This window comes from Nocardia cyriacigeorgica (assembly GCF_010868145.1).
GTDB classification, from domain to species: domain Bacteria; phylum Actinomycetota; class Actinomycetes; order Mycobacteriales; family Mycobacteriaceae; genus Nocardia; species Nocardia cyriacigeorgica_D.
On sequence record NZ_JAAGUY010000002.1, the window covers coordinates 266245 to 284133 of the forward strand.

General features: G+C 66.1%; 17 protein-coding genes. 12 read left to right on the forward strand and 5 right to left on the reverse strand.

All coding sequences use genetic code 11. From position 1 onward, the window contains the following. Nucleotides 1–41: 41 nt before the first annotated feature. Nucleotides 42–902, reverse strand: a complete 861-nt coding sequence (locus tag GV792_RS05185) for a L,D-transpeptidase (protein WP_163822698.1) — start codon at nt 900–902, stop codon at nt 42–44. Nucleotides 903–1064: 162 nt separating this feature from the next. Between GV792_RS05185 and GV792_RS05190 the strand changes: the two genes are divergently transcribed. Beyond that, complete coding sequence (locus tag GV792_RS05190; RefSeq protein WP_163822471.1) at nt 1065–1256, forward strand: hypothetical protein; 192 nt, start codon at nt 1065–1067, stop codon at nt 1254–1256. 152 nt (nt 1257–1408) lie between these two features. Here GV792_RS05190 and GV792_RS05195 read toward each other — a convergent pair whose 3' ends face one another. Genes GV792_RS05195 through GV792_RS05205 form a run of 3 tightly spaced genes read right to left on the reverse strand, consistent with a single transcriptional unit; the run spans nt 1409 to nt 4544 of the window. Next, entirely contained in the window at nt 1409–2737 is a 1329-nt protein-coding gene (locus GV792_RS05195; RefSeq protein ID WP_163822472.1) for a cytochrome P450, read from the reverse strand. Between the two features lie 32 nt (nt 2738–2769). After that, nucleotides 2770–3984, reverse strand: coding sequence for a serine hydrolase domain-containing protein (locus tag GV792_RS05200; protein WP_163822699.1), 1215 nt, complete (start codon nt 3982–3984; stop codon nt 2770–2772). Nucleotides 3985–4025: 41 nt separating this feature from the next. Continuing rightward, nucleotides 4026–4544, reverse strand: a complete 519-nt coding sequence (locus tag GV792_RS05205) for a DUF6764 family protein (protein WP_163822473.1) — start codon at nt 4542–4544, stop codon at nt 4026–4028. 208 nt (nt 4545–4752) lie between these two features. Between GV792_RS05205 and lppU the strand changes: the two genes are divergently transcribed. Together lppU and GV792_RS05215 are read left to right on the forward strand one after the other, a co-directional pair. Next, complete coding sequence (gene lppU / locus GV792_RS05210; RefSeq protein ID WP_163822474.1) at nt 4753–5388, forward strand: LppU family putative lipoprotein; 636 nt, start codon at nt 4753–4755, stop codon at nt 5386–5388. A 21-nt stretch (nt 5389–5409) separates the two neighbouring features. After that, nucleotides 5410–6867 carry an MFS transporter gene (locus tag GV792_RS05215; RefSeq protein WP_163822475.1) on the forward strand — a complete coding sequence of 486 codons (1458 nt, stop codon included), beginning with the start codon at nt 5410–5412 and terminating at the stop codon, nt 6865–6867. Between the two features lie 90 nt (nt 6868–6957). Here GV792_RS05215 and GV792_RS05220 read toward each other — a convergent pair whose 3' ends face one another. Beyond that, nucleotides 6958–7632, reverse strand: a complete 675-nt coding sequence (locus GV792_RS05220) for a S1 family peptidase (protein WP_163822476.1) — start codon at nt 7630–7632, stop codon at nt 6958–6960. A gap of 514 nt (nt 7633–8146) precedes the next feature. Between GV792_RS05220 and GV792_RS05225 the strand changes: the two genes are divergently transcribed. The 9 genes from GV792_RS05225 to GV792_RS05265 all read left to right on the forward strand — a co-directional run bounded on the left by GV792_RS05225 (nt 8147) and on the right by GV792_RS05265 (nt 17859). Next, nucleotides 8147–9001 (forward strand): MlaE family ABC transporter permease, encoded by an 855-nt coding sequence (locus GV792_RS05225; RefSeq protein ID WP_163822477.1) that lies wholly within the window; start codon nt 8147–8149, stop codon nt 8999–9001. 3 nt (nt 9002–9004) lie between these two features. Then, nucleotides 9005–9868: an MlaE family ABC transporter permease gene (locus GV792_RS05230; protein WP_309138456.1), complete on the forward strand. Its 864-nt coding sequence runs from the start codon at nt 9005–9007 to the stop codon at nt 9866–9868. Between the two features lie 3 nt (nt 9869–9871). Beyond that, the gene (locus GV792_RS05235) at nt 9872–11404 is read left to right on the forward strand and encodes an MlaD family protein (protein ID WP_163822478.1); all 1533 of its coding nucleotides are present in this window, start codon (nt 9872–9874) and stop codon (nt 11402–11404) included. Beyond that, a complete protein-coding gene (locus GV792_RS05240) occupies nt 11401–12429 on the forward strand; it encodes an MCE family protein (protein ID WP_163822479.1) in 1029 nt (342 codons plus the stop codon). The genes GV792_RS05235 and GV792_RS05240 overlap by 4 nt, the downstream gene beginning before the upstream one ends. Then, the gene (locus GV792_RS05245) at nt 12426–13418 is read left to right on the forward strand and encodes an MCE family protein (protein ID WP_163822480.1); all 993 of its coding nucleotides are present in this window, start codon (nt 12426–12428) and stop codon (nt 13416–13418) included. Before GV792_RS05240 ends, GV792_RS05245 begins: the two co-directional genes overlap by 4 nt. Next, nucleotides 13418–14497 (forward strand): MCE family protein, encoded by a 1080-nt coding sequence (locus GV792_RS05250; RefSeq protein WP_163822481.1) that lies wholly within the window; start codon nt 13418–13420, stop codon nt 14495–14497. Before GV792_RS05245 ends, GV792_RS05250 begins: the two co-directional genes overlap by 1 nt. Further along, nucleotides 14494–15597, forward strand: coding sequence for an MCE family protein (locus tag GV792_RS05255; protein WP_256667983.1), 1104 nt, complete (start codon nt 14494–14496; stop codon nt 15595–15597). Before GV792_RS05250 ends, GV792_RS05255 begins: the two co-directional genes overlap by 4 nt. Further along, nucleotides 15594–16754, forward strand: coding sequence for an MlaD family protein (locus GV792_RS05260; RefSeq protein ID WP_163822482.1), 1161 nt, complete (start codon nt 15594–15596; stop codon nt 16752–16754). The genes GV792_RS05255 and GV792_RS05260 overlap by 4 nt, the downstream gene beginning before the upstream one ends. A 130-nt stretch (nt 16755–16884) precedes the next feature. Then, entirely contained in the window at nt 16885–17859 is a 975-nt protein-coding gene (locus tag GV792_RS05265; RefSeq protein WP_163822483.1) for a hypothetical protein, read from the forward strand. The last annotated feature ends 30 nt before the right edge of the window (nt 17860–17889 follow it).

The window sequence follows — 17889 nt, forward strand, 5'->3', positions numbered from 1 at the left end:
GTCCTGGATGGACGCCCCGCCGCTGTGCTGACTCGGGAAGGTCAGTTCCAGTCGCCGAGGCCGTCACCCTTGTTCAGGGTGCCGCCCGCGGTGTTCTGCACGACCACCGCATCGCCCTTCTTCACGTTCTCGAAGAACCACTTGGCGTCCTCGGTGCTGACGTTGAGGCAGCCGTGGCTGACATTCGCCACGCCCTGCTGCCCCACGGACCACGGCGCGGCGTGCACGAAGATGCCGCTGTAGGAGATACGGGTGGCGTACTCGACGTCGAGCTTGTAGCCCTCGGGATCGTCGATCGGCACACCGTAGGTGGAGGAGTCCATCACCATCTCGCGACGCTTCTCGCCGACGATGTAGGTGCCGTTGGGGGTCTCGTGATCGGTCTTGCCCATCGACGTCGGCATGGTCTTGACCACCTCGCCGTTGCGGGTGACCGTGATGGTCTTGGTGTTGTCGTCGGCGGTGGCGATCAGCGACTCACCGATCCGGAAGGCGCTGCGGCTGCCGCCCGCCTCCACCACCACGTCGGTTTCGGCCGGCCAGAACTCGTTGGGCCGCCAGCGCACCTGCTTGTCGTTGATCCAGTAGAAGTGGCCGTCGGCCGGGTTGGACGAGGTGATCTTGATGGCCCGCTCGGCGGCTGCCCGATCGCCCACCGGCTCCTTGAAGTTGATGATGATCGGCTGCGCGACACCAACGACCTCACCCTCACCGGGGTTGAGGCTCGGCGGCGCGAAGTTCGCCTGCGGCGGCACCGGCTCGGTGGCCATCTCCGCCGAACCCGAGGGCAGGTGGGGCGCGGCCTGGGCAGGAGCGACGAGCAACGCACCCGCGGCGGCGATCGCCGCGGTCAACAGGACGCCCTGGCGGAGCCGGTGCGCGCCACGGCGGCGCGCTGTCATCGACTCGGTGGTCTTGGCGGCATACATATGTTCTTCGTCCATTCCATCTCTCGGTCGCACCTGACGCACCGTGGATTGCACGGCACGGTCGTGCGCGACCTGCGGAGCGGCCCGGCGACTACTCACCGAACCTGCGGAGCACCCCACGGATCGGCATCGAACATGCGCGGCACCCGCGGCGAGCGCATCGATCTCGGCGCACCGACGGGTTCGTGGAGCCCGGAGCGGCCCCGACCGGGTATCCGCGGATCCGCTGTCGATGATGACGGCGACCCTGGCGGCTACACCTACCGCTCCGCCGACCATTCCTACCGTCCACGCGCCGACGTTTCCAGCCGGGTCCGCCGGTCATAGGCAGTCGCCACCGGTTGTTCGATGGCGCATGCCGTGCGACGACCGAAAGGCCCACCGCGAAACGCCCCGCTCACAACGGTGAGTCGCGCCCGGTGCGGAAATCCTGCCGCGCGGTCGGAGATCGGTGACGCCAAACATGTTGGTGAGCTAAATCACGCGAGGACCTCGAACCGAACCCGACGGCCGGGTCCGGTCGCGATTCCGCGCGGGACGGCGCGGGGCAGTCCACCGCGGCGCAGCGGGGGCGTGAGTCGCAGTTCGGTCCGGGCAACGATCGTCGCCACGGCGATGCGCAGTTCGAGTTCGGCCAGGGCGGCGCCGACACAGCGGCGATGGCCGCCGCCGAACGGCGCGAACTCGAACGGGGTGTAGCGACGCTCGATGAAGCGTTCGGGCTGGAACCGGTCCGGCTCGACCCATACCGCTGGATCCGAATGCAGCAGCGGCACCGCGATACCCATGATGGCTTCGGAGTCCAGCCGCACACCGCGCAATGTGAACGGTCCGGTCAGCCTGCGCAGCACGATCGGCACCGCCGGATGCAGGCGCAGAGTCTCCTGGCAGACCGCGTCGAGGTAGGGCAGCCGCGTCGGATTCTCCCCATCCGCCGCCCGCAGTTCGGTGCGCAGCCGCTCCAGCACAGCAGGTTCGCGGTGTAGCCGTAACAGTGCCCACACCAGCGTGTTCGCCGTTGTCTCATGTCCCGCGACGAGCAAGGTCCGCAGTTGATCGCACAGATCGCTGTCGGAGATCGCGCTGCCGTCCTCGTAACGGGTGTCGAGCAGAGTCGAGAGGATATCCGCGCCGCCGCCACCGTCGCGTCGCTCTGCGATATCGGTGAGCAGCAGCCGATCCAGTTGTTCGCGCGCCGCGACGAATCGGTCCCACGGCGCCTGGCCGAACAGGCCGTGACGGAGTGCTGGTAGCAGCATGAGCGGCCCGGAGAAGCTACCGAGGAACGCGCCGATCGCGGCGGCGTACGCGGCGCGACGTTCGCCCCCGACCCCGAATACGGCGTCCAGGATCACCCGCAGCGTGATGGCGGTGGCGGCCGAGCGTGCATCGATCACGGTTCCCTGGCGCCATCGGTCGACCTCGAACCGCACCGATTCCTCGATGAGCTCGCTGTATGCGCGCACCCGCGACCCGTGTAATGCCGGTGCGAGCAGGGCGCGGTCACGGCGGTGCCGTTCACCGCCGGTGAGGATGAGCGATGCGGTGCCGACCAGCGGTTCGATCGGATTGGGCCGCGGCGGCACCAGCGCGGGGACCGGGGCGCGGAACAGTTCCCGCGCGCCCTCCGGGGTACCGGTGAACACCGCTTCCCCGAGTCCGGGGAAACGCAGCAGGAACGGATCGCCGTCCCGCTCGCGCCGCCTGCGGAAGTACCACTGGAAATCGATGCCCGCGGCCGCGGCATGCGCCAGCGCCGGGCGTGGGCGCCGTAATGCGACCGCGCCGCCGCGGGAGGTCGAGTCCATACCGCTGGATACGGACCGTGGCCGGTGGCGGTTCAGTGTTCGTGGATCGCGTCGAGGTCGTCGACCGGTCGTTCCTTACGGACCGTATTGCGTGCCATCGCCGCCAGCCGTGCCAGCCGTGCGTCGCCGAGTGCGGTGACCGCGTTGCCGAGCCGGTTGGTGACGAAGGCGACCGACATCCCGAGCAGCGGATCCGCGTAGGCGCCGGAACCACCGATGCCATAGTGCCCGAACGCCTTTCGTGGCTGCTGTTTGGTCATCAGCACGGGACGGTGATAGCCGAGGGTGAAGCGCAACGGAAACCCGAGCACGTAATCCCGGCTCTCGGTCGGCTGCACCTGATTGACCTTCTCGATGGTCTCCGGTTTCAGAAAGCTGATCATGCGCCCGCTGTCCGCGCCGAGCCCGGCGACCTGCCCGCCATTGGCGAGCGCGCCGTACATCCTGGCCAGGGCCCGCGCCGAGAACACCCCATTCCAGCCCGGCATCACCGCATCGTGCACGCGCGGATCGCGCACCAGTTCATCGAAACTCTCCGGCATTCCGGCCTCGGCCAGCCCGCGCACCGGCCGCACCCAGGACAGCACCGACGACGCGGTGTTCCAGCGGATGCCGGGCGGCGCAAGATGGGGGAAGGTCTTGGCGATTCGATAGCGCTCGGATTCCGGCACCCGGAACCAGAATTCGTCCATCCCGAGCGGGACCGCGATCTCACGCCGCAGCACATCGGTGAACGGATCGCCGGTCACCCGCTGCACCAGTTCGGCGACCAACCAGCCGAATGTGATCGCGTGATAGCCCGACGTGCGGATCCGTCGCGGATCCGGCGGGCTGTCGGCGAGGGCGCGCACCACCGACCCGTAGTCGAGGATGCCCTCGCGTCCGGGCACCAGCCCGCGCACCCGGTGCAGGCCCGCGCGATGGGAGAGCACATCGCGGACAGTGATGTCTTCCTTGCCATGGGCGGCGAACTCCGGCCAGTACTCGGCTACCGGCGTCTCGTAGTCGATGAGGCCGCGTTCGGCCACCCGGTGCAGCACCGTCGAGGCGACACCCTTGCCGGTGGAGAACGCCAGCGCCACGTTCTCGCCGTTCCAGCGCTTGTCCTTGGCGGCCCAGCCTGCCCAGATATCGACGACCGGTTCGCCGTCGAGATAGATCGCGAGCGCGCCGCCACCCCGGCTCGGCTGGGTGAACATGGCGAAGAAGTGGTCGGCCAACCGGATGAAGCGAGGGTCGACGAGCATCTCGCGCGGTGCCGAGAAACCGCGCGCCGGTTCTGCCGTGCTCACGATCGCTGCCAGCGGCCCACCGGAGTCGCCACACAGGCATCCCCCGTACCGGCATTCCAGGCGAACGCCGCGACACCGAGGCACACCACGGCATCCTCACCGGAGAGGACTTGCGCGCGCGATCCGTCCAGCGCCAGCGAGACCGCCACCGCCGAGGAACTCGGCGCATCGCCAACCGGCAGCACCGACGTCAGCGCGACAGCATCGGGTCCGAGGCCGACCGCGATCGGCACGCCGCCGACCCCTTCACTCGCGCCGAGGCCACCGTTCGCGCCGATCCCGACGGCCGTGGCACCGGAGGACGCTATGGCGTAACCGATGCCGTCCACTCCGGCCGATCTGGCCTTGCCGACCTCACCGGTGCGCGCGCGACAGCCGTGGTCGCCGTCGAGGATCATGATGTCGGCGCCGTTGTCCGCAGCACATTGCACAGTATTTGCCGAGGCGACCGTCGGTGCCGCGAGGCAGGCTCCGGCTGTCGCGGTGGCGCAGACGATCGCACTGATCAGCTTCATGTCCGACTCCTCTCGCACCGGCCTTCTCACCATAGGCGAGATTGTTGCTGCGGGGGCGGTTCCCGCGCTCTCGGCGACGCGCGCCGCGCCGTCCGACTCGACCTCGTCGAAGCTGTGGTGTATTCATTTCGAGGTATTTCATGCACAGTTGTGGACTTCGGATTCTGCGGGGGTATGAGTTCGGCGTTGCTGCTCGGGAGGACTTTTCGTGTCAGGTCGATCGAACCTTGCCCATCGCGCGCTCGCGGCCTGTGCCGTCGCGGCGACGCTCGTCGTACCCTTTGCCGCCGGGTGTAGCAACTCGATCTCCGGCACGGCACAGCCCGCGCTCGACAACGCGGTCTCGACCACGAGTAGCCCCGAATCGTCCTCCGATTCGGAGCCGACGAGTACCCGCACCCCCCGCTCGACCACGAGTACCGCACCCACCGGCGGCACCACCTCGTTCGAAGCCGAGATCGGCGATTGCGTGACCCTTGGCGGCACCACCACCGACGCCGAGATCGACAAGGCCTCCTGCGGCAGCCGCGCGGCCAACTACAAGGTCATCGGCAAGGTCGCCAAGCGATCCGAATGCGTCACCGACGCCGACAGCTACTACGCCGAGACCGTCAACGGCGTCGAGCAGGGCGCGCTGTGCCTGGATATCGACTGGGTCGTCGGGGGATGCATGGATGTCGGTGGCGAGGACCCCAAGCGCGTGGACTGCACCGAAGCGACCATCGACGGGGTGAAGGTGCTCTCGATCGAAAAGGACGCCGACGACGCCAACGCCTGTGGTGACGGCGGCAGCGGCTACGTCTATCCGGAACGCCGTTTCGTGGTGTGCGTCGAGGAGCTGTAGAACAGCCGTATCTTGGGTGCGGTGAGCACCACTGAGCTGCCACGTCTGAGTTCGGGTACCGGCCGCTGGATTCTGCTGGCCACCGTGCTCGGGTCGTCGGTGGCGTCGCTGGACGCGACCGTGGTCAATATCGCGCTGCCGCGCATCGGCACCTCCCTCGACACCGATGTCGCTGGCCTGCAGTGGACGCTCAACGGCTACACGCTGACCCTGGCCTCGTTCATCCTGCTCGGCGGTTCGCTCGGGGACCGGTTCGGCCGGCGCAAGGTATTCGTGTGGGGCGTCATCGGATTCGCGATCACCTCGGTGCTGTGCGGTGCGGCGGTGAACATCGAAATGCTGGTCGCCGCGCGAGTCCTGCAGGGGGTCGCCGGCGCGATGCTCACCCCTGGCAGCCTGGCGTTGATCTCCTCATCCATCGATTCCCGTGATCAGGGTGCGGCGATCGGGCTGTGGTCCGGTTTCGGTGGGGTGGCCGGTGCGTTCGGACCGCTGTTGGGTGGGTGGTTGATCGAGCTGGCCGGATGGCGATCGATCTTCTTCCTCAATGTCCCGCTGACGGTGATCGTGGTGCTGGTGGCCCTGCGGCATGTACCGGAGAGCCGCGACCCACAGGCCGACACCAGGCTCGACATTCCCGGTGCGTTCGTCGTCGCGGTGGCCCTCGCCGCGCTCACGCTCGGTTTGATCGATGCCATGCCGTGGCTGGTGGTCGCCGGTGCGGTACTGCTCGGCGTGTTCGTGGTGATCGAAATGCGCAGCGACCATCCGCTGGTGCCGCCCACCTTGTTCGCCTCGCGGGTGTTCACCGCGGCGAATCTGGTGACACTGGTCGTCTATGCCGCGCTGGGCGGCGTGTTCTTCCTGCTCGTGCTGGAACTGCAGGTGGTCGCGGGATATTCGCCGTTGCAGGCTGGGATGGCGACGGTACCGGTCACCATTCTGATGCTGCTGTTGTCCGCGCCCGCGGGCCGGTGGGCGCAGCGGCACGGTCCACGGTTGCCGATGACGGTCGGGCCGATACTGGCCGCGCTCGGGCTGGTGCTGCTGATCGGCATCGGCTCAGGCACCAAGTACCTGGTGGATGTGCTGCCCGGCGTGCTGCTGTTCGGTCTCGGTCTCGCGGTGCTGGTCGCCCCGCTCACCGGCGCGGTGCTCGGTGCCGTCGCACCGAGTGAGGCGGGCATCGCCTCCGGGGTCAACAACGCCGTCGCCCGCACCGCGCAATTGCTCGCGGTGGCCGCGCTGCCCGGTCTGGCCGGAATCTCCGGAGCCCTCGGCGATCCCGCGGAGTTCGACTCTGGTTTCGGGGTCGCCATGTGGATCTGTGCGGGCTTGCTGCTCATCGGCGCGCTGCTCGCCGCGGTGCTGCTGCGCGAGCCGAGCAAGCGCGCGCCGACGTTGGACAATGTCGATTGCATGCCGCAGTGCGGTGTGTCCGCCCCCGCGCTGGCTCCGGCCGTCGATCGCAGCGGGTAGCCACGCTGGTCGCGGGAGCACTCCCCCTGAAATGCCGAATGAGCGGGCATTTCTGCCCGCTCATTCGTCAACGATCTCGAGTCCGAAGGACTAGATCGGCCGGAAACCCGCTCCCGCCCCGCCACGCGCGTTGACGTCGTCCATGATCGCGGTCAGGTTGGTGCCGACCTCGGGACCGAAGCAGGCGATGGCGAGGTAGGCGTTCACCATGCCGACCAGGGTGGACCCGACGACGACCGGTGCGCCGGAATCGCCCTCGACCACGCACATCTGGGCCCAGGTCTCGTAATTGGTCTGGAAGATATCGCCCCAGGTGACGCCGCAGGTATTGCCGGTGGTGCGGCCTTCCTTGCAGACGATTGTCGGGAACTGCGGCGGCGCGCCGATCCCGGTGATGGTGACGTTGCCGATCCGGTTGACCGGGGTGATGCGGTTCGGGTCGAACTGGATGACGGCGTAATCGAGTTCGCGGTTGGAGAAGACGAACTTGCCGATCGGGCCGTAGCCGCGGTCAACCTCGGCGTATACCTGTGCGCCCGCGTCGCCGCAGTGCCCTGCGGTCAGCCCGACCAGGCGTCCCGCCGCATCGTGGCCGACCGTGGTCACCGTGCACTCGAACTGATTGTCGATGACGATTCCAGATCCACCGCCGATGACCGGCGCGCCTGGTGCGGCGCCGGCGGCGCCCGCGCCGGTCCCGAGCAGCGCCGCTCCGATGGCGACGGCGAGGACGGCGTTGGCCGCCTTGGCGAGTTTGCTGAACATGTCCCTCCAGACGTCGGAAGCCCGCACGATATCAATCTGTGGCACCCATCGTGTCAGTATTTGCGCTCGGGCGCGTCACCGGCTTCGCGGTGCCCGCCGAGACGTCGATTTCAATACATCGCGATTGATTTGTCTCATTCTAATGAAATAGCGATTAGCTATCAATGCTCGCATTATTTCCATCGAACTTTACAAACCGGGTGCGATCATGGTCGGTCGTCCAGAATTGAATCCGCGCAATTTGGATGAATGGTTTCCCTATTAATAAGGAACAACCCTCCGCGCCGGGTCCGGCGTTCGCGCAGGTGAACTGTAACTCGTTCCAGTTCTTTTCCATGAAAGATTGGGATCAATACCAACCCGAGATCGATAACTCAGTGGTCGCGGTGGATAGTGACAACGGTCTATGACCGCAATCACATGTCTATGGTGTGTTCTGCGCTACTCCGTAGTAAGGTGCGTCAAGCAAACAAGTCGTCGGGGCAGGTAAACCGACGTCGAGAGGGGTTAGTCAGTGCAGTCGACCAAGAGTCCACCAGCAGGTTCGCGGTTAAGCGATGCGGTCGAGTGGACGAAGGACTACTGGCGCGACCATCCCAAAAAGTCGCTGGAAACGCTCGGCCGGCAGATGACCATGGGCGCGCAGGCGATCACGGAACTCGTCGTCGCCATCTTTCGTCGCCGGTTTCCCTTCGGTGAGTTCATTCGACAGTGCGCGTTCATGGCCAGTGTCGCCGCGGCGCCCACGTTGCTCGTTGCCATCCCGATCGGTGTCATCGTTTCGATTCAGGTCGGTGCGGTTGCCAGCCAGGTCGGTGCCACCTCCTTCATCGGTGCGGCCAATGGTCTCGGCATCATCCAGCAGGGCGCGCCACTGGTCACCGTGCTGATGATCGCCGGCGCCGTCGGTTCGGCAATCTGCGCCGACCTCGGATCCCGGACCATCCGTGAGGAAATCGACGCCATGAAGGTGATGGGCGTCGATCCGATGCGTCGGCTGGTCGCCCCCCGGCTCGGCGCCGCGATGATCGTCAGCGTGCTGCTGTGCGGCTTCGTCGTCTTCGTCGGCTTCCTGACCGGCTACATCTTCAATATCTTCGCCCAGGGCGGCACACCGGGCTCCTATATCGCGACCTTCTCCTCGTTCGCGGTCACCCTGGATCTGCTGGTGGCACTGATCAAGTCGCTTCTGTTCGGTCTGCTCGCCGCGATCATCGCCTGCGACACCGGGCTCAACACCCGCGGTGGTCCCGGCGGTGTCGCGAACTCGGTCAACACGGCCGTCGTCATGTCCGCGGTGATGTTGTTCGGCGTGAACGTGATCTTCACGCAGGTCTACAACACCCTCTTCCCCCCGACGGTGGTGTAGCCGGTGTCAGCAACCTATGTGCCGCCCCTGCTGCGGCCCTTCCAGAAGCTCAAGTCCGCGGCGAATGCGCCAAAGGACATGCTGGCCCGCCTCGGCCACCAGGTGTTCTTCTTCCTGCGCTCGCTCGGCTCGATGCCGTTGGCGTTCAAGCAGTACCCGAAGGAAGTCTGGCGGCTGCTCTCCGATGTCACCTGGGGCAACGGCAATCTCGTCGTCGGTGGCGGCACCATCGGCGTCATCCTGATCCTGTCCGCCTTCGGCGGTATGACCGTCGGTATCCAGGGCCACACCTCGCTCAACCTGCTCGGTCTGAGCCCGATCACCGGCGCCATCTCGGCCTTCGCGACCACCCGTGAGCTCGGCCCGCTGCTGGCGGCGCTGGCCTTCGCGGCACAGGCAGGCTGCCGCTTCACCGCGCAGCTCGGCGCCATGCGTATCTCGGAAGAGATCGACGCGCTCGAATCGGTCGCGATCCGCCCGCTGCCCTACCTGGTCAGCACCCGGATGATCGCGGCGATGATCACCATTGTCCCGCTGTACTGCCTTGGCCTGGCCATGGCCTACATCTCCTGCGCGGTCACCGTGCAGTTGATCGGCGGCACCGACAGCGGTACCTACATGCACTACTTCTACCAATTCCTGATACCGACCGACGTGCTGTATTCGCTGCTCAAAGCGATCATCTTCGTCGCGATCACCACGTTCATCCAGTGCTACTACGGCTTCTTCGCCTCGGGCGGACCCGAGGGTGTCGGTGTGGCAGCGGGTCGCGCGATCAAGATGTGCATCATCGTCGTCGTGTTCGCCGACCTGTTCATGACCTTGGCCATCTGGGGTGTCAACCCCGGCATCAGGATCTCGGGGTAGGCAATGATCATCGATCCGAGTGGGCGCGGGCCCACCATGCGGCAGCTGCTCATCGCCGGCGTGTGCGGGCTCATCGTCTTCGCGGTCATCCTCGGCTTCCTGATGGCGCGCTATCAGGGCTACTTCGTACCCAAGGTGCTGGTCACCGCGAACCTGACCACCACAGGTGACGGGCTGCCCCAGGACGCCGACGTCAAGTTCCGCGGTGTCCTGGTCGGCGCCGTCGACAGTGTCTCGGTCGCCGCCAAGGGTGAACTGCAGGAAGTCCATATCGAGCTGAAGCCGGAGTTCGTCGACGGCATCCCGGACACCGTCACCGCGCGCGTGGTACCGAGCAACCTGTTCGCGGTGACCTCGGTCGAGCTCGTCTTCAACGGCACCTCCGACGGGCACCTCGAAGAGGGCTCGGTCATCGAGGAAGACACCAGCAAGGGCACCGTCGCGCTACAGGACACCCTCACCACGGTGCAGAACATCCTCGACCAGATCGACCCGATGCAGTTCGGCCGCGTGCTCGGCACCCTTTCCTACGCGCTCGACGGCAGCGGCAGGGTCCCCGGCTCCACCATCGAACGCCTCGATCGCTGGCTGCTCACGGTCGACGAGTCCATTCCCGATCTCGGTGCGCTGCTGGGTGATTTCTCCGCCTCGGCGCACGCGCTGAACCAGTCCGCGCCCGAACTGATGGACGTGCTGGCCAGCTCGGTCACCACCGCACGCACCATCTCCGACCGCCGGTCCGATCTCGCTGCGCTGATCAGCGGGGCCTCGGCCACGATGGACAAGGTCAACGGACTGTTCGCGGCCAACCCGAACTCGGGTAAGGAAGTCACCGCGGGTCTGAACGCCACCATCGGCGCGCTCGCCTCGGACCCCGCCGCGATCACCAACTCGATCGCCAACCTGAACAGCTCCACCCGGAAGCTGAACACGGTCTTCACCTGGGGCCCGCAGCGGCAGATGGTGTGGAATGCCGGCGTGACCTTCACGCCGTGGAAGCCGAACACCGTTGCGGACTGCCCGCGCTACGGTGATCTCGCAGGCCCGAGCTGTGCCACCGCGCCCGTCGTCGCCGATCCCGGTGTGCTGCCGGAATCGATGCGGCCCGGCCGGTTGAAGTCGGCCGACGGACTGCCCGTGCTGCCGCCGCTTCCTGGTATGCCCGCCATCCCCGGGGTGACCACGCAGGCCACCGCGCCCGCACCGGCCGCACCGACGGCGGCCATTCCGAATCCGTTCGCGGGCACCCCGCTCGAGGGCCTGTTCCCGAACCTGCTGCCGCCCGGTGCGCCCGCGCCTGCCGCGCCGCAGCCGGATACCGCACCCGCGGCACAGTCCGAGCAGGACACACCGGCACCCGAGGGTGACACCCAGCGTCCCGGTGTGAAGCCCGCAGCCAGGCCGATCGCCTACACCGACGATCCGGCGCTGACCGCGATGCTCGGCCGGCGGGCCTCCACCCTCGAGTACATGATGTTGAGCACGATCCTGGAAGGCGGCACTGTGCAGGTCACCGGAGAGGGGGCCGGCCGATGAGTATCCGCAAACCGCTGATCGGCTTCAGCCTCTTCGCCCTGGTATCGGTTCTGGTCACCGTGGTCATCTGGAACACGCTGGCCCGCACCGTCGACGGCGATACCAACACCTACTCGGCGACCTTCACCGATGTACTCGGCCTGCGTGAGGGCGACGACGTCCGCATGGCGGGCGTGCGGGTCGGCAAGGTCGAGAAGATCGAACTCGACGACAACAACGATGCCCATGTCTCGTTCATCGTGCAGGACGAACAGACCCTGTACGGCAACACCAAGGCCCTGGTCCGCTACCAGAACCTGATCGGTCAGCGTTACATCGCGCTGGCGCCGGGTACCGGCGGAGACGCGATCCCGTTGGAGAACAACGCGACCATCCCGTTGGAGCGCACCGAGCCGTCATTCGATATCTCGGCGCTGCTCAACGGATTCCAGCCGTTGTTCCAGGCGCTCGAGCCCGAGCAGGTCAACCGCCTGTCGGAGACGTTCGTGTTGGCATTGCAGGGTGATCGGCTCTCGCTGAGTGCGTTCATCACCCAGGCGGCGACGCTGGCCACCGATTTCGAGCGCAGGGACGCGATTCTCAGCGATGTGATCACCAACCTCAGCGGCATCATGTCGGGGTTGGCAAAACGAGGGGACGAATTGGAGACGCTGATAACCCAGACCCGGGCGCTGATCGGCGGGCTCTACGAACAGGGCCAGTCGCTGCAGCAGTCCACCGTGCAGATCGCCGACGCCACCACAGCTCTGGTCGACATGGTCGGCACCATCCAGCCGAAGCTGGACGCCGCGCAGAAGTCGACCACTGACGCGCTGACGCTGCTGCTGGCCAACGGTGCCAAGCTCGACCAGGCCGCAATCGACCTGCCGTCGGTGCTCGCCGATGTGGGCCGGTTCACCTCTGAGGGTGCCTACGCCAACGCCTACATCTGCCGCCTCGATGTGTCCCTCTACGGAATCCTCTTCCCGCGCGGGCTGTTCTCGCAGATCGGCGGCAACGGACAGTCGGCGGTGTGCCGCCCATGACCAAGCTCAAAACCTGGTTCAACGCCAACCGGTACTTCGGGCTCGGCATCATCGGTGCCGCGCTGGTAGCGCTGCTGGTGATCGTGTCCTCGGGCTTCCAGAGCCTCGGCCTCGGTGAGCAGAAGATCAAGGCCGAGTTCGTGCAGGCCGCCGGTATCAAGGTCGGCGACAAGGTCGACGTCGCCGGTGTTCCGGTCGGCCGGGTCGCAGGCGCCGAGCTCGAGGGCGACCACGTCGTGATCACCCTGCAGATCAACGACGATGTGAAGCTCGGCCCGGACGCGCACGCCTCCATCAAGATGGCGACGCTGCTCGGTGCCCGCTATGTGGCTCTGGAGCCGGGCGACGGCTCCGGCCTCGAGGGTGACCGGATCCCCAAGTCCAACACCACCGTTCCCTACAACCTCGCCGATGTCGTGCAGCGCGGCACCCCGAAGTTCGAGGAACTCGATACCGCCAAGCTGGCCGAATCGCTGAATCTGTTCAACCAGCAGCTCGGTGGTTCGCCGGAACTGATCTCGCAGGCGCTCAACAGCGTCGGCGCGCTGGCCAAGACCATCGACTCCCGCAAGACCCAGGTCGACACGCTGCTCAAGGATCTGGATCGGGTCACCACCATCCTGGCCGACAACCGCAACAGTGTGCTGCTGGTGGTCACCCAGGGTGAGGCGATCGCCAGCCGGGTGATGGAACGGCAGAACTTGCTGCGCCAGCTGCTCGACAACGTCGCCACACTGACCGCGCAGCTGCAGCAGATCGGTGCGCAGAACGACAACCAGTTCTCGGGCACCCTCGACCAGCTCAACACCATGGCCGCGGGCTTGCAGAAGAACAAGGACAACCTGGACCGGCTGCTGTCGATCATGCCGCCGGCGGTGCGTTACCTGGCCAATGCCTGGGGTAACGGCAACTACGCCGAGGTCGGCATCCCGTGGCTGTTCCCGGACAACTGGTTGTGCTTCGCCCAAGTCGCCGAGGGGTGCGCGTGATGAGACTCAAAACGATCGCCCAGTCGATGTTCGTCGGTGCCACAGCGCTTCTGGTCGGCAGTTGCTCACTGCTGCCCGGCCCGTTGAACAACGACATCAAGATCACCGCGGACTTCGAGAACATCGCGGGTATGTACGAGGGCAACAGCATCCAGGTACTCGGCATCGATGTCGGCAAGGTCGACAAGATCGTGCCGCGCGGCACCTTCGTCGAGGTGCATATGACCCTCGACGGTGATGTGAAGTTCCCCAAGGACGCCATGGCCGTGGTGATCTCGCCGTCGATCGTCACCGATCGGCATATCGAGATCACCCCGCCCTTCACCGAGGGCGAGACACTGTCCGACGGCGATCATCTGCCGCTGGACCGCACCGATGTCCCGGTCGAACTCGACACGATGATCAAGACCATCGATCAGTTCGCCGCCGCGCTCAAGCCGGAAGAGGGCCAGGAGGGGCTCGGCCCGCTCTCGGGCCGCGTGCTGTACCCGATGCTCGACGGCAACGGTGGGAACATCCGCGACACCTTGAACGCATTGTCGAGTGCGCTCAAGGTCGGTCTGGACAACAAGGACGCGATCTCGACCATCATCATCAAGCTCAACGAGCTGACCACGATGCTGGCCGAAAACGATCAGTCGGTACGGGATTTCAGTAACCAGGCCACCCAGATGACGACGCTGCTCGCCGAGCAGGCGCCGGGTCTGCAGGCCACGCTGAACCAGCTCAACAGCTTCCTGACCAACACAAGCTCGATCTTCGCCGAGCATCAGGACCAGATCTCCGACACTCTGACCAGGATGACCGCGGTCACCGATCAGCTGCGTCAGAACGCGCGCGGGCTCACCGAAGTCATCGACGTCGCGCCGATGCTGTTGCAGAGCATCGACAAGTCGATGAACAAGGAGCTCGGCTACATCCGGCTGCACGGCCTCGTCGGCACCACCCTCGCAGGCGAGCAGATCAGCCTGTTCTGTGAGCGGATCCAGATGCGAGCCGACGGATGCCGCACCGGCCGCATGGAGGACTTCGGCCCCGATTTCGGACTCACCGCCGCACTGCTTGGACTGACGAAATGATGAATCGAATCAGCAGACGAGCCCGCCGCAGCATGGTCGCGGTCGCGGCGGTCGGGGCCATGTCGGTGACCTCCGGCTGTGGCCTCACCGTGGAGAAGCTGCCGCTGCCCAAGCCGGGCGCCTCCGGCGACACCTACTCCCTGACCGCCGTGTTCGACAATGCGCTGAACCTGCCCGACCAGGCGAAGGTCAAGGTCGGTGGCTCCGACGTCGGTGTGGTCACCGGGATCAAGACCTCGAACTTCCAGGCGATCGTCGATATGGATATCAGCACCGATATCCAGCTCCCGGTCGGCAGCACCGCGGAACTGCGCCAGGCCACCCCGCTCGGTGACGTGTTCGTCGCGCTGTCCATGCCGCCTTCCGAACCCGGCACGCAGATGATGCAGAGCGGTGACACACTGCCGTTGGAGCAGACCTCGGCGGGTGCCACCGTCGAGGAACTGCTGCTGTCGGTGTCGCTGATGTTCAACGGCGGCGGTATCGCCCATCTCGCCAGGCTGGGCGCGGAACTCGACTCCATCGTCGGCGGGCGCAGCGATCAGGTGGTGCATCTGATCAACGAGATGACCGGCGTCGTTACGAGCCTGAACGATAATTCCGCCCATATCGACAGCGTGTTGTCCGAATTCGGCGCGCTGGCCACCACTCTGGAGTCCAGGCGCTCGGATCTCGGTCAGGTCGCCGACACCCTGCCGAACATGATCGGCGCGGTCGCGGAGAACAACAAGGCCATCGGCGATCTGCTCACCAAGATCAGCACCGCCAGCGCTGCCCTCGGCGACTACGCCAACACCTCGGGTGGCGATCTGGCCGGCCTGCTCGACAACCTGGACAAGTTGATGGGGGCGCTGGCCGCCACCGGTGACAATTTCGGCGCGGTGCTCGACGCATTGCACGAGATCAAACCCGGAGTCAACTCGACCTTCCGCGGCAACAGCCTCGCCGCGCAGGTCAACGTCACCAACCTCGACATCGCCTTGCTCACCGCCCCCGGCACCAGCAAGTTCTTCGATCTCAACGATCTGAACGACTTCGCAGGCAGCCTGGTCCAGGTGCTCCAGGTCGTTTACGGCCGGGTGACGGGAGGCCACCGGTGAAAAACCACAAGATCCTCTACTCGACCGCGGGCCTGGTACTCGTCCTGATCATCGGTGTGGCATACCTGATGGTCAACGTCATGCGGATCAACCCTTTCCGCGGGACCTACTCGGTCACGGTGACGCTGGACCGCTCCGGCGGTTTGCAGCCGGGCAACGATGTCACCCTGCGTGGTTTCCGGGTCGGTAAGGTCGATTCGATCAAGCTGATCAACGGCGGCTCGGCCATCGCGGCCACCGCCGAGATCGACGACCGCTACGACATCGCGGTGGACACCATCGTCGCGGTGCAGGCGCTGTCGGCGGCCGGTGAGCAGTACATCGACTTCCGTCCCGATACCGATCAGGCGCCGTTCCTGACCGACGGTTCGGTGATCGAGTACAACCCGGAGACCGTGCACACCCCCACCCCGGTGTGGGCGGTGCTCGATGACACCAGCGCGCTGATCGCGCAGGTCGATCCGAAGCATTTCGATGTCATCCTGAATGAGCTCGATATCGCGCTCAGCGGTGGCCCGGATCAGCTGCGTTCGCTCATCGACGGTGTCAGCCTGGTGGTTGCGGGCCTGGATTCGTTGCTGCCGCAGACCGCGAACCTGATCGCGAACTTGCGGACCATCGCGGCGACGACGTCGAATGCCCAGCCCGACCTCGGGACGCTGACCCGCAACTCGGGTGTGCTGTTCGAGCAGTTCAACAATGCCAACGCCGAGCTGCAGTCGGTGCTCTCGCAGGCGCCCGCGCAGTTCGCCAGCCTCGGCGCGGTGCTCGATACGACCACCGATCCGATCACCGGGCTGGTCAACAACTTCGTCGCCATCACCAAGGCGGCGCAGCTGCGCACCCCCGCCATGCAGGCGCTGTTCCCGTCGCTCGAACTCGGCGGTGCGGCGCTCGGCGTGCCCGCGCACGACAACGAATTCCACACCATCCTCGACATCTGGTTGCGGCCCTACTGCCAGTACCAGTCCATTCCGGCCAGCCCGCAGGTCGTCTCCGACGGGACCATGCCGATGTGGAACTACTGCGAGAACCCGGCGCCGGGACAGCAGATTCGGGGCGCGGTGAACGCACCGCGGCCGAACATTCCGAACAACGGCTCGCATATGCCGCCGGGTGTGGATCCGAACGAACGGACCATGCCGCCGGTGCGGTAACCCCGACCGGCTGATCGGTATCGCGTGCGCCGGGGCATACTCGCAGTTGAATGCCTGCGGCCCGGCGCGCGTGGCCGGACGAAATACACGGCGCACTCGAATGTGCGCCGGGAAGGTGTGAACAGTACTCATGTCCAAAGATGACGCCGCTTCCGACGCGGACGCCGTGAAGGATGGCGCGACGACGGGATCGGCGGGCGACGCCGAACCCGCCGAGGCGACCACACCGGCCGCGGACGTCGACGCCGAGTCCACGGACGCTACTGAGAGTGGTGCCGACAAAGCCGAGGATTCCGGCCAGGACGAGGGCGACGCGGCGGCCGAGAACGCCGAGTCCGGCGCCGACGAGACCGTGAAGGCCGACACCGCCGCTGCCGAGTCGAAGACCGAGGCGGCGGACGCGGATGACACCGTGAAGACCGACAAGGCCTCGGACGCCGACGCGACGGTCGAGACCGGCAAGTCGGACGCGGATGCCGCCGACGACGCCGACAAGACCGTCAAGGTCACCAAGGCGGCCAAGAAGGACAAGGCCGCAAAGGCCGACGACGCCACCACCGTCAAGGTGCGCACCCCCGCCGCCGCCAAGGCCGCCGAAGCCTCCGGCCGCCGCAATCCGATGATCATCGCCGCGGGCGCGGCACTCGTGCTCGCCATCGCCGCCGCGATCGCGGGCGTGGTGTTCTTCTTGCAGTCGGGCAGCCGCGAGGACGAGCTGGACACCCGCGCCGCCGCAACCAAGGCGGCCTGCGATTTCGGTAGCCAGTTCGCCACCTACAGCGGCGACAAGGTCGACGACTATCTCGCCCGGTTGAACGACACCGCCACCGGTGAGTGGAAGCAGATGGTCGGCCAGCTCGGCCCGGATCTGAAGGCCAGGTTCGAGGGCAGGCAGGTCGACTCGAGGGCCGATGAGGTCATGTGCGGTTTCGCCTCGGGTGACGACACCAAGGCGACCGTGGTTCTGGTCATCGACCAGGCCTTCTCCACAGCGGATATTCCGAACTCCCCCCCTGGCAAGGTCCGGGTGGCGGCCAATGTCGAGATGGAAGAGGTCGACGGGCGCTGGCTCGTGGCCAAGTTCGACTTCCCGGCAATGCGATAGCCGACCGGCGTGATGAAAGAGAGTGGGACC